This is a genomic window from Roseateles albus (assembly GCF_028595345.1).
GTDB lineage: Bacteria > Pseudomonadota > Gammaproteobacteria > Burkholderiales > Burkholderiaceae_C > Paucibacter_A > Paucibacter_A albus.
This window is the reverse complement of record NZ_JAQQXT010000002.1, coordinates 295,689-308,285: the sequence shown is the minus strand read 5'-3', so window position 1 is coordinate 308,285 and position 12,597 is coordinate 295,689. Positions and strand designations below refer to the sequence as shown.

Below are 12,597 nucleotides of genomic sequence, written 5' to 3'. Positions count from 1 at the left end.
CCATCGAAAGAGAGTACTAGACCGAATGACGACGCGCCCCGAAGCCGCTTACAGCCACGGCAGTTCGCCGAAAACCGCCCTGCTCTACTGCAATCTCGGCACGCCCGACGCCCCCACGCCGGCGGCCCTGCGCCGCTACTTGGCACAATTTCTGAGTGACCCGCGCGTCGTAGAAATTCCTCGACTGATCTGGTTGGCCATCCTGCACGGCATCATCCTGCGCGTGCGCCCGGCCAAGTCGGCCGCCAAATACGCCAGCGTCTGGACTTCAGAAGGCTCCCCCCTGAAGGTCTGGACCGAAAAGCAGGCCAAGCTCTTGCAAGGCTATCTGGGCGAGCGCGGCCACGCTGTCACGGTGCGCTATGCGATGCGCTACGGCTCACCATCGATTGCCGACACGCTCAACAGCCTGCGCGCCGAGGGTGCGACCCGCATCCTGGTGCTGCCGGCCTATCCGCAGTACTCCGGCGCAACCACCGCGAGCGTGGTCGATGATGTGGCCAACTGGGCGCTGCGGACTCGTCACCTGCCGGAATTGCGCTTCGTCAACCGCTATCACGATGACCCGCTCTATATCGCCGCGCTGGCCGAGAGCGTGCGCGCGCATTGGGCCGTTAACGGGCGACCCGAGCGGCTGGTGATGAGCTTTCACGGCATGCCCGCACGCACCCTGGCCCTGGGCGACCCCTACCACTGCGAATGCCTGAAGACCGGCCGTCTGCTGGCCGAATCGCTGGGCCTGAGCAAGGCCGAGTACATCGTCACTTTCCAAAGCCGCTTCGGCAAGGCTAAGTGGCTGGAGCCCTACACCGAGCCGACGCTGAAGAAGCTCGCTGCGGACGGAGTCAAAAAAGTCGCCGTGATCTGCCCCGGTTTCAGCGCCGATTGCCTGGAAACTTTGGAAGAAATCAGCATGGAAGCGCGCGAGACCTTCCTGCACGCCGGCGGCGAGGCCTTCAGCTACATCCCCTGCCTGAATGACAGCCCTGCCGGCATGAGGGCGCTGACCACGCTGGCCGAGCGTCACTTGCAGGGCTGGCCAACTCTAGCTAGGCCCGATGCAGCTGCGCTGCAAATGCAGCGCGACTTGGCGCTGGCAGCCGGCGCCTCAAACTGAGGTGGTCAATGTGACGCAGCGTTATTTGCATTTCGCTGCGCCTTCAGCCTAACCTCACGCCAGCGCATCACCCACGGCCAGAGGCGCGGCAGCACCAGCACCAAGGCCACGAGGACCAGAAGCCCGAGCGACAACGGCCGCTGCAAGAAAACGCCCCAATGGCCCTCGCCGATGGACAGCGCATTGCGCAGCTGCGCCTCGGCGATCGGGCCAAGAATCATGCCCACCACCACCGGCGCCGTCGGAAAGTCGAAGCGGCGCATCAGCACGCCCACGAGGCCGATCACCAGCATCAGGAACAGGTCGAACGAGCTTTGCCGCATGCCGTAAACGCCAACGGTGGCAAAGATCAAAATTCCTGCATAGAGCTGCGGCTTGGGGATCTTCAAGAGCTTGACCCACAATCCCACCATCGGCAGGTTCAACACCAAGAGCATCACATTGCCGATATAAAGCGAGGCAATCAGCGCCCACACCAAAGTTGACGAGGTCTGGAACAACTGCGGACCGGCCTGGATGCCGTAGTTCTGCAAGGCGCTCAAGAGAATGGCGGCCGTCACCGAGGTCGGAATGCCCAAGGTCAGCAGCGGCACCAAGGTGGCAGTGACGGCGGCGTTATTGGCCGCCTCTGGCCCGGCCACGCCTTCAATTGCGCCGACGGTGCCGAATTCCTCCTTGTGCTTGGACAGCTTGCGCTCCGTCGCATAGCTCAAGAAGGTCGGGATCTCCGAGCCACCGGCCGGAATGGTGCCGAAGGGAAAGCCCAAGAAGGTACCTCGCAACCAGGCCGGCCAAGAGCGGCGCCACTCGGTCTTGGTCATATGAACCGAGCTGAGCTTGTTGATCTCTTGCTTGCAGCGCCCCTCATAGAGCGCGTTATAGAGCGTCTCACCAACAGCAAACAGCCCCACCGCAACCAGCACCACTTCGATGCCGTCCATGAATTCAGGGATGCCCGCCGTGTAGCGCACCTGCGCGGTGATCTGATCCAGCCCAACCAAGCCCATCGCCAGGCCAATGAACAGCGCCGTCATGCCGCGCAGCGTGCTCTTGCCCAGCACCGCGCTGACGGTGGTGAAAGCCAAAAGCATCAGGCAGAAATATTCAGGTGGGCCCAGCGTGACGGCGAACTCGGCCATCATCGGCGCGAACAAGGTGACCAAGATGGTGGCAATCGTGCCGGCCACAAAAGAGCCTATCGCCGAAGTGGCCAAGGCCGCGCCGGCGCGGCCGTTCTTGGCCATCTTGAAGCCCTCCAGCGCCGTCACCATGGTGCCGGTTTCGCCCGGGGTGTTGAGCAAGATCGAGGTGGTCGAGCCGCCATACATGGCGCCGTAATAGATGCCAGCAAAGAAGATCATCGACGCAGTCGGCTCGACCTGCGCGGTGATGGGCAAGAGCATCGCCACCGTCACCGCCGGCCCCAGGCCCGGCAAGACGCCGATGCCGGTGCCTATCACGCAGCCCAGAAAGGCCCACATCAGATTGATTGGTGTGCCGGCCGTGGCGAAGCCACCCAGCAGTTGGTTCCAGAGTTCCATATCTATCTCTGTTTAAAGCCAACCGCTGGCAGTCAAGCCAGGCAAATTGATGGCCAATACCTTGGTGAACAACCAGAACACCGGCGCCGCGATGATCAGCCCGGTCAGGCCATCAAGCAGACATTGGCGCGGGCCGCCGCCCGGCTTTCCCTCCGACATGCGCAGGCCGCGCACGGCCAGCGCAAAACACAGCGAGCAGGCCAGGATGAAGCCGATCACGGTGATCAAGGCCGCGTTCGCCACCACACCGCCGATCACAAAAGCGGCGGCGCGCCAGTCGCCTTGCTCCGCACCGGACGGCGCCTCCATCTCCCGGTAGCCGCCGCTGCGAGCCTCCCAGATCAGCCATCCGCCACACAGCATCAGCACCACCGCCACAAACCAAGGCAAGGCGTTGGGGCCAATGCCTGCATAGCCGGCGTCGGACGAAATGAAGCTGGCGCCGTAAGCCATCAACACCCCAATCAAGAGTGCGCCGACCCCCACCCAGGTTTGCTGACCCACCGAGGCCGTACCCGAAGATGCACTCACCTCAGACCATCCCCGACTTGACCATGATGGCGCGCAGCATGGCGAACTCTTGGTCTACAAAGTCGGCAAAGGCCTTGCCGGTCAACAGCGCGGGCGTCCAGTTGTTTGACTCCAGCGCCGCGATCCAGGCCTTGTTGCGGAACACCGCTGTGACCATGTCGGTCAAGGCCTTTTGCTGCTCCGGCGTGATGCCTGGAGGGGCGTACACACCGCGCCAGTTGCCGATCACCACATCTATCCCCAACTCGCGCAGGGTCGGCACTTTTACGCCGGGCAGGCGTTGGTCCGATGTGACTGCAATCGCGCGCATCTTGCCGCTGGCGATGTACTGGGCAAACTCGGAATAACCGCTACCACCGACGGTGACATTGCCGCCCAGGATCGCAGCCGTGGCCTCGCCGCCGCCGCGAAAGGGCACGTAATTGATCTTGGCCGCATCAACGCCGGCGTTGCGCGCAATCATCGCGGCCGCCACATGCTCGGTCGAGCCGCGTGAGCCACCGCCCCACTTGACGCTGCCGGGGTCCTTCTTCAACTGCTCGACGACATCCTTCATGTCCTTCAGCGGAGAGTTAGCTGGCAGCACGAAGACGTTGTATTCGGTCGTCAAGCGCGCAATCGGTGTCGCCTGCGACAAGCTGACCGGCGGCTTGCCCGTGATGATGCCGCCCAGCATCACCGCGCCCATCACCATCAGCGCATTCGGGTCGCCCTTGGACGCGTTAACGAATTGGGCCAGGCCCAAGGCGCCGGCCGCGCCACCTTTATTCTCAAACTGCACGGATGAGACTTGGCCGGCGTCCTGCAAGGCCTTGCCCAATGCGCGGCCGGTGCTGTCCCAGCCTCCGCCCGGATTGGCCGGAATCATCATCTTCAGATTGGCTGCGGCCTGGGTCGACAATGGCAGACCGGCGCTGGCGACCAAGGCGGCCATGGACTTCAAAAAGGTATCGCGACGCATGATGTTTGTCTCCTGTTATCTGTCTGTACTACTGCCTCGCCATCGTCGCCGTCAAGCCTGTCAGTTCGCTGTCGAATGGACTAGGGCAAACCCGCTAGAGCGAAGACCATGAAACTGCTGTTGATCGAAGACGACCCCGCCATGCTGCTCAGCCTGACACGCAGCTTTGAGCGGCGCGGCCTGCAAGTGGCGACCTGCAGTGACGGCGCCTTGGCAATCGGCCGCTGGCAAGCCTGCTTGCCGGATGTGGTGGTACTGGACCTGAGCCTGCCGGGCCTGGACGGCCTGGAAGTGCTGGCGCAAGCGCGCAAGGCAGGCTTGGCGGCGCCGGTGCTGATCCTGACCGCACGCGGCACCGTCGGTGACCGCATCCTGGGGCTCAATGTTGGCGCCGATGACTATCTGCCCAAGCCTTTCGATCTTGACGAGTTGATGGCGCGCGTACAGGCACTGGGCCGGCGCGCCGGTGCAGCGGTCAAGACCGGCGCCAGCAACGGCGCCTTCTGCGGCATGCGGGTGGACGCAGACAGCGGCGCTGTCTATCACGATGCTGTTTTGCTGGAGCTGACGCCGCGTGAAGGCGCGCTCTTGCGCGCCTTGCTGGCCCGTCCGGGTACGGCGATGGCCAAGGAGCGACTGTTCGACCTGGTCTTCCCTGGCGCGGCCGAGGTGCAGCTGGAGGCGATCGAGGTCGTCGCCTACCGCCTGCGCAAACGCATCGCGCACACCGGCGCGCAGCTGGTGACCTTGCGCGGCCTGGGCTATCTGCTGAAGGCGCAGGCATGACGCGGCGTTCGCTCGGTGCCAGTTCTTTGCGCCGCCAATTGATGGTGGGCATCTTGCTGCCGGTCATGCTCTTGATCGCCTTCAACACCGTCAGCCTCTACCATCAGGCCTTGCTGGCGGCTGACACCGCCTATGACCGCACCTTGTTGGCGACAGCCAAGTCCATCGGCGAGCTGCTGGAGATTGGCAGCGACGAGCTCGGGGCACCCAAGCTGCATGCCAAGCTCAGCTACTCCGCGCTAGAGGCCTTCGAGGCCGACAACCGCAGCCGCATCTATTACCGGGTCAGCGGTTTCGCGGGCGAAATGGTCTCCGGCTTTGAGGACCTGCCAACTTGGCGCGGCAAGCTGCCCGAACAGGGTCCCTATGCGGCACTGGTGACCTTTTACGATGCGCAGTTTCGCGGCGAGCCGGTGCGCATGGCCGTGCTCTTGCAGCCGGTGGCGGGCACTGCCGGCCAAGGCATGGCGACCATCCAGGTGGCCGAAACGCTTGAGCTGCGCCACACGCTGGCGCGCCAGATCCTGATCGCAACCGTCTGGCGCCAGGTCCTGTTGGTGCTGGTGATTGGCGTGGTGGTGGTGGTCGTGGTACAGCGCGCGACCGCGCCAGTGCGCCGCCTGAGCCAGCAGTTGCTGGAGCGCAGCGAAGGCGATCTGTCGCCGGTGCTGGCGCCAGACGCACCGCGCGAGTGGCGACCCTTGGTGGACGCCACCAACCAGGTGGTCGAGCGCTTGAGCCAGTTGCTCGAGTATCAAAAACGCTTCATCCGAGACGCCTCGCACCAGTTGAAGACGCCGCTGGCGGTACTGAAGGTACAGGTGCAGTCGGCGCTGCACGGCGATGTTGAACCGATGCAGGCCTTGAGCGAGATCGATCAGACAGTCAGCCGCGCCACGCAAGTTGCCAACCAGATGCTGGCGCTGGCCAAGGTCGAGCAGCTGCGCCAGGGCCTAGAGTCACTGCCGACGCAGGACTGGGCCGAGTTGACACGTGCCGTCGCGCTGGATTTGGCGCCGCTGATCGCCGAGCAACAACTGGACTTTGATATCGTGACCGAGCCCGCGGCGGTTGACAGCCATGCCTGGGCGCTGCGCGAACTGACCCGAAATCTTCTGCACAACGCGATTCTGCACACCCCCGCCGGCGGGCGCTTGAGCATTCAACTGGTGCGCGCCCAAAGCCAAGCCGTGCTGACGATTGCCGACTCGGGGCCGGGTCTGTCGGCCGGGCAACAGGCACAGCTCTTCCTGCCTTTTGCAGCCGGCAGCGCCAGCAAGGGCTCAGGCCTGGGGCTGGCGATTTGCCAGGGTATTGCACAGTCACTGGGCGGAGCCGTCACACTGGAGAATCGCATCCGCCAGGGCCAGATCGAAGGCTTGGACGCTGTCGTCCGACTGCCCCTGAGCGTATCCGTTCAGAGTTAAGTGAAAATACGGCCATGAAATCTGCGCTGCCTGCCTACGACAAACTCTCCTGCGGACTGCGGCTGGACAAATGGCTGTGGGCGGCGCGCTTCTTCAAAACTCGCTCACTGGCGGCCGAGGAGATTGGCCGTGGCCGCGTGCAGGTCAATGGCTTGGTGGCCAAGGCTTCACGGGAACTCAAAATTGGCGATCTGCTGAAGTTCCGCCAAGGCGTGGTGGAGCGCGAGGTGCAGGTGCGAGGCTTGAGCCATGTGCGCGGCCCGGCCCCGCAGGCACAAGCCCTGTATGAAGAAACACCTGACAGCGTCGCCCAGCGGGAGAAACTCAGCGAAGCCCGCCGACTGGCACCCGAACCGGCCCAAAGCATCACGCAAGGGCGGCCGACCAAGCAGGACCGTCGCCGGCTGGCGGACTGGGATCGCTGGTCCGCGTCAGACGGCAACTAGTTCCGGGATTCCCGCAACAACTGTCCCAAATACCCCTCTTGAAATCCTTGGAAAGGCGTCCATATAGACGCCATTGCTTATTTCCGCATCATGACGACACCTAACAATCCCCCCCAAGAACCTCTCAGCCAGGAAGAACTGATTGCCGCTGTCAACAGCGGCGACGACAGCAAAGTGGCTGAATTGGAAGCGCGTTTGGCCGAAATGTCGGACGCTTATCTGCGCGCCAAGGCCGAGGTGGAGAATATCCGCCGCCGCGCCGACGACGATGTCAGCAAGGCCCGCAAATTCGCGGTTGAGTCCTTTGCCGAATCGATGTTGCCAGTGATGGACAGCATGGAAGCCGCGATTGCTTTACCGGACGCCAAGGTTGAGACCGTGCTCGAAGGCGTGCACGCCACCAAGCGCCAACTGGCCGCCGCCCTTGAGCGCAACAAGGTGATCGAAGTGAACCCGGCCGCCGGCACCAAGTTCGACCCGCATCAGCACCAAGCCATCTCGGTGGTCCCCGCCGACCAGGAACCCAACACCGTGGTGATGGTCTTGCAAAAAGGCTATTCCATCGCCGATCGCACGCTGCGACCGGCTTTGGTGACGGTCACGGCCCCCAAATAAATATGACTTGCGGGGCTTGAAAGCCAGCAAGTTATCCACAGCTTATAAGCATCAGTTTTAAGGCAGCCGCTCAAGCAAAAACGCTTCGGCTCTCAACAAATCTTCAGGAGAAAAGACAATGGGAAAGATCATCGGTATTGACTTGGGCACCACGAATTCGTGCGTGGCCGTCATGGAAGGCAACACGACGCGCGTGATCGAGAACGCCGAAGGCGCTCGCACGACCCCGTCCATCATTGCTTACCAAGAAGATGGCGAAATCCTGGTCGGCGCCTCGGCCAAGCGCCAGGCCGTTACCAACCCCAAGAACACCATCTACGCCGTCAAGCGCCTGATCGGCCGCAAGTTCACCGAAAAGGAAGTGCAAAAGGACATCGACCTGATGCCTTACACCATCGCTGCCGCCGATAACGGCGACGCTTGGGTGGATGTGCGCGGCAAGAAGCTGGCCCCTCCGCAAGTCTCGGCCGAAATCCTGCGCAAGATGAAAAAAACCGCCGAGGACTATCTCGGTGAAGAAGTGACCGAAGCCGTCATCACGGTGCCGGCCTATTTCAATGACGCCCAGCGTCAAGCCACCAAGGACGCCGGCCGCATCGCCGGTCTGGACGTCAAGCGCATCATCAACGAGCCTACCGCTGCGGCGCTGGCTTTTGGTCTAGACAAGCATGGCAAGGGCGACCGCAAGATCGCTGTCTATGACTTGGGCGGCGGCACGTTTGACGTCTCCATCATCGAGATCGCCGACGTCGACGGCGAGATGCAATTCGAAGTGCTGTCGACCAACGGCGACACCTTCCTGGGCGGTGAAGACTTCGACCAGCGCGTGATTGACTACATCGTTTCCGAATTCAAGAAGGACCAAGGCGTTGACCTGACCAAGGACGTGCTGGCACTGCAGCGTCTGAAGGAATCCGCCGAGAAGGCCAAGATCGAGTTGTCCAACTCGGCCCAGACCGACGTCAACCTGCCTTACATCACCGCTGACGCGACCGGCCCCAAGCACTTGAACGTCAAGCTGACGCGCGCCAAGCTGGAGTCGCTGGTGGACGAGCTGATTGAGCGCACGATCGCGCCTTGCCGCATCGCCATGAAGGATGCCGGCATTGCCATCAGCGCGATCGACGACGTGATCCTGGTCGGCGGCATGACCCGCATGCCCAAGGTGCAGGACAAGGTCAAGGAATTCTTCGGCAAGGAGCCACGTCGCGACGTGAACCCGGACGAAGCCGTGGCCGTCGGTGCTGCGATTCAAGGCCAGGTCTTGGGTGGCGAGCGCAAGGACGTGCTGCTGCTGGACGTCACACCGCTGAGCCTGGGTATTGAAACCCTGGGTGGCGTGATGACCAAGATGATCGCCAAGAACACGACCATCCCGACCAAATTCAGCCAGACCTTCTCGACCGCCGACGACAACCAGCCGGCCGTGACCATCAAGGTCTACCAAGGTGAGCGCGAGTTGGCGGTGGGCAACAAGAGCCTGGGCGAGTTCAATCTGGAAGGCATCCCGCCAGCACCACGCGGCACGCCGCAGATCGAAGTGTCCTTCGACATCGACGCCAACGGCATCTTGCATGTGGGCGCCAAGGACAAGGGCACCGGCAAGGAAAACAAGATCACCATCAAGGCCAACTCTGGCCTGAGCGAAGCCGAGATCGAGAAGATGGTCAAGGACGCCGAGGCCAATGCCGGCGAAGACAAGAAGAAGGTCGAGCTGGTACATGCCCGCAACCAGGCCGATGGCATGGTGCATTCGGTCAAGAAGTCGCTGACCGAGCATGGCGACAAGCTCGAAGCGGCCGAGAAGGAAAAGATCGAAGCGGCACTCAAGGACGCCGAGGAAGCCATCAAGGGTGAGGACAAGGCCGATATCGAAGCCAAGACCGAAGCGCTGATGACAGCCAGCCAGAAGCTGGGCGAGAAGGTTTATGCGGAGTCTCAAGCAGCGCAAGCGGCTGCGGCTGGCGGCGCTGCTGAAGGTGCGGCCGAGCAGCCGCAAGCGCAGGCTTCCGCCAAACCGGCCGATGACAATGTCGTCGACGCCGAGTTCAAGGAAGTCAAAGACTCGAAGTGAAGTAACTGATGCGTCAAACTCGTTGCTGCAACGGGTTTGACCGTCACCGCCGCCGCGACGCAGCCCCAGGGTCTGACCCAAAAGCTCGTCGCGGCGCTGTTGTTTGAAATGTACGGATCTGGCTCATGGCAAAGCGTGACTATTACGAAGCTCTCGGCGTCGCAAAAAATGCGACCGAGGACGAAATCAAGAAGGCCTACCGCAAGCTGGCCATGAAGTACCACCCCGACCGCAATCAAGGCGAGGGGGCGAAGAAGGCCGAGGAGCAATTCAAGGAAGGCAAAGAAGCCTACGAGATGCTCTCCAACCCGCAAAAGCGGGCGGCCTATGACCAGCATGGCCATGCCGGTGTGGACCCCAATATGGGTGGTCGCGGCGCGGGCGGCGAAGGCTTTGGCGGATTCGCAGAAGCCTTTGGCGACATCTTCGGTGACATCTTCAATGGTGGCGCCGGTGGTGCAGGCAGGCGTGGCGGCGGCGGCCAACAGGTCTACCGCGGCAGCGACCTCTCCTACGCGATGGAAATCACGCTGGAAGAAGCGGCACGGGGCAAGGAATCCCAGATCCGCATTCCGAGCTGGGAAAGCTGCGAGACCTGCAGCGGAAGTGGCGCCAAACCCGGCACCAGCGCCAAGACTTGCGGCTCCTGCAATGGCGCCGGCACCGTGCACATGCGCCAGGGCTTCTTCTCGGTGCAGCAGACATGCCCGCATTGCCACGGCACCGGCAAGATCATTCCCGACCCGTGCACCGCCTGCAATGGCCAAGGCAAGGTCAAGAAGAGCAAGACCTTGGAGGTCAAGATTCCGGCCGGCATCAACGAAGGCATGCGCATTCGCTCGGCCGGCAATGGCGAGCCCGGCGTCAACGGCGGCCCCGCCGGCGATCTCTATATCGAGATTCGTCTGAAGCAGCATGAGATTTTCGAGCGTGACGGTGATGACCTTCACTGCACCATGCCGACGCCGCTGACCACGGCTACTCTGGGCGGCACCATAGAAGTGCCGACCTTGGGTGGCAAGGCAGAAATCGACCTGCCCGAAGGTACGCAGCATGGCAAGACCTTCCGTCTGCGCGGCAAGGGCATCAAGGGTGTGCGCTCGAGCTATCCGGGCGATCTGTACTGCCACATCAGCGTCGAGACACCGGTCAAGCTGACCGAGCATCAACGCAAGCTGATGAAGGAGTTGGACAAGTCATTCCGCGACGGCGGCGAGCGCCATTCGCCCAATACCAAGAGCTGGGCCGATCGGGTCAAGGACATCTTCAAGTAAGCAGGCTTGCTGCGATGAAGCCAAAGCGCCCCGCTGCCCTCGCCGGCCGGGGCGCTTTTTTTGTGTCATCCTGCACGGCCGGCGCCGAGTCGATTCAGTTTCTCCACAGTGCGGCCGATAAGCTCGGTGTGAGAAGCCCTGCACCCAAACCAAGCTCAATTCAACAGATGCCAAAGACCGCGAGCGGGAGTCCAGCATGGCGATGATGGACAGCGATATTCAGAATGCCTGCGCGCTGGTGATCGACAGCAATGCGACATCGCGCAGCCTGATGGCGTCCCAGTTGAGAGACCTGGGCGTGGCACAGGTTCGCCAAGCCACCCGCATCAACGATGCCCGCGTGATTCTTGAGCACAAAGCCTATGACATCGTGCTGTGCGACTACCATTTTGATGGCAGCGAAATGTCGGGGCAGGACTTGCTGGATGAGCTACGCCGCGAGCATCTGCTGCCCTATTCGACCGTGTTTGTGATGGTGACCGGCGAGGCCTCCTACAGCAAGGTGGCCGAGGCCGCAGAAGCAGCGCTGGACGCTTATCTGGTCAAGCCCTACACCATGGCCTCCTTGTCAGACCGTTTGGCCAATGCCAGGCATCGCAAGCGCGTCCTGAAAGATATTTTCGAAGCGATTGAACGGCAGGACTTCGAGGCCGCCGCCGGTCACTGCCTCAAGCGTTTTGAAGCGCGCGGGCAGTTTTGGCTCTATGCCGCACGCATTGGCGCCGAGTTGCTGCTGCGACTCAACCGTTTTGATGATGCACGCCAACTCTATGACGCCATCATTGCCGCCAAAACCGTCCCTTGGGCGCGCCTGGGCGTCGCCCGTACCGAGCTGGGCTCGGGCAATGTGGCGGCGGCTCGCCGCACCTTGGAAACCCTGATCGGCGACATCCCAGACCATGCCGACTCGCATGATGTGATGGGCCGGGTGCAGATGGATCTGGGCGAAATCGAAGGCGCTTTGGCCACCTATCGAACAGCTGCGAGATTGACACCGGGCTGCTTGCTGCGGGCACAGCGCTGCGGCTGCCTGGCTTTCTACGCCGGGCAGCGAGCCGAAGCCCTGAAGCAGCTGGAACAGACGATGGCGCAGGGCTTGCGCTCCAAGCTGTTCGACATGCTAACCCTGGCCTTGATCGGCTTGATGCGCTTTGACAACCGCGACAGCAAAGGCTTGAAATACGCCGCCGATGCGATGACCAGCGAGCTGGAACGCCACCCTAACTCCAAACGCCTGCAGCGTTTTGACGGGCTGTTCAAATGCCTGCGCTTCATGCTTGAAAAGCGCGTTGCCGACGCACTCGAGCTGGCGCGTGAACTGACCCGCCTATCCAGCGAACAAGAAGACTTTGATCTAGAGGCAGCGAGCCTCTTGCTGGCGCTGTGGGTGCGCTTGGCGACGATGATTGAACTCGATGAGATGGATCAACTGGTCACCCAGCTGGGCCTGCGTTTTTGCACCGCGAAGGCAGCCACCGAGGTGCTGGTGGCCATGAGTGAAGGTAATGAGCGGGTGGCCGAAGAGCTGCGCAGCAGCCATGCCAAGATTTTCAGCATCGCCGAAACCGCGATGCGCCACTCGATGCGCGGCTCGGCACGCGTTGGTGTTGCCCTGTTGATACAGCAGGGCGAAGTCACCCGCAACGCCAAGCTAATCGATATGGCCAGCCTCGTGCTCAAGCGTCACACCGAAAAGATCGAGGATGCCGAAGAGTTGACCGAAACGATTCAGCAGCTACACGCCAAGTATGTGCTGCCGCTGGGTGGCACGGCCAACCGCAAACGAGCGGCCGGCGGGCTGGCTCTGCGCACCTAAGGTCCGCGT

At 62.1% G+C, this 12,597-nt stretch carries 10 protein-coding genes and 1 pseudogene; 8 read left to right on the top strand and 3 right to left on the bottom strand.

The window, feature by feature from the left end; all coding sequences use genetic code 11:
- Window positions 1-25: 25 nt before the first annotated feature.
- On the top strand, window positions 26-1,117 hold the full coding sequence (gene hemH, locus PRZ03_RS04295; protein WP_273599174.1) for a ferrochelatase: 1,092 nt from the start codon (window positions 26-28) through the stop codon (window positions 1,115-1,117).
- A gap of 5 nt (window positions 1,118-1,122) precedes the next feature.
- On the opposite strand, the gene PRZ03_RS04290 is transcribed toward hemH, so the two are convergent.
- Genes PRZ03_RS04290 through PRZ03_RS04280 form a run of 3 tightly spaced genes read right to left on the bottom strand, consistent with a single transcriptional unit; the run spans window position 1,123 to window position 4,150 of the window.
- Window positions 1,123-2,658 carry a tripartite tricarboxylate transporter permease gene (locus PRZ03_RS04290; RefSeq protein WP_273599173.1) on the bottom strand — a complete coding sequence of 512 codons (1,536 nt, stop codon included), beginning with the start codon at window positions 2,656-2,658 and terminating at the stop codon, window positions 1,123-1,125.
- Window positions 2,659-2,670: 12 nt separating this feature from the next.
- Window positions 2,671-3,189, bottom strand: coding sequence for a tripartite tricarboxylate transporter TctB family protein (locus tag PRZ03_RS04285; protein WP_263531969.1), 519 nt, complete (start codon window positions 3,187-3,189; stop codon window positions 2,671-2,673).
- A 1-nt stretch (window position 3,190) separates the two neighbouring features.
- Window positions 3,191-4,150 (bottom strand): Bug family tripartite tricarboxylate transporter substrate binding protein, encoded by a 960-nt coding sequence (locus tag PRZ03_RS04280; protein WP_273599172.1) that lies wholly within the window; start codon window positions 4,148-4,150, stop codon window positions 3,191-3,193.
- Window positions 4,151-4,258: 108 nt separating this feature from the next.
- On the opposite strand from PRZ03_RS04280, the gene PRZ03_RS04275 reads away from it, so the two are divergent.
- From PRZ03_RS04275 to PRZ03_RS04245, 7 genes and pseudogenes are all read left to right on the top strand, one after another.
- Window positions 4,259-4,936, top strand: coding sequence for a response regulator transcription factor (locus PRZ03_RS04275; protein ID WP_273599171.1), 678 nt, complete (start codon window positions 4,259-4,261; stop codon window positions 4,934-4,936).
- Entirely contained in the window at window positions 4,933-6,363 is a 1,431-nt protein-coding gene (locus PRZ03_RS04270; protein WP_273599170.1) for a sensor histidine kinase, read from the top strand. The genes PRZ03_RS04275 and PRZ03_RS04270 overlap by 4 nt, the downstream gene beginning before the upstream one ends.
- A 14-nt stretch (window positions 6,364-6,377) precedes the next feature.
- Window positions 6,378-6,809 carry an RNA-binding S4 domain-containing protein gene (locus PRZ03_RS04265; RefSeq protein WP_273599169.1) on the top strand — a complete coding sequence of 144 codons (432 nt, stop codon included), beginning with the start codon at window positions 6,378-6,380 and terminating at the stop codon, window positions 6,807-6,809.
- 90 nt (window positions 6,810-6,899) lie between these two features.
- Complete coding sequence (grpE, locus tag PRZ03_RS04260) at window positions 6,900-7,424, top strand: nucleotide exchange factor GrpE (protein ID WP_273599168.1); 525 nt, start codon at window positions 6,900-6,902, stop codon at window positions 7,422-7,424.
- A gap of 115 nt (window positions 7,425-7,539) precedes the next feature.
- Window positions 7,540-9,498 (top strand): annotated as a pseudogene (gene dnaK, locus PRZ03_RS04255) (molecular chaperone DnaK); the annotation flags it as partial.
- 125 nt (window positions 9,499-9,623) lie between these two features.
- Window positions 9,624-10,772 carry a molecular chaperone DnaJ gene (gene dnaJ, locus PRZ03_RS04250; protein WP_273599167.1) on the top strand — a complete coding sequence of 383 codons (1,149 nt, stop codon included), beginning with the start codon at window positions 9,624-9,626 and terminating at the stop codon, window positions 10,770-10,772.
- A gap of 196 nt (window positions 10,773-10,968) precedes the next feature.
- Entirely contained in the window at window positions 10,969-12,588 is a 1,620-nt protein-coding gene (locus PRZ03_RS04245; protein WP_273599166.1) for a response regulator, read from the top strand.
- Window positions 12,589-12,597 lie beyond the last annotated feature (9 nt).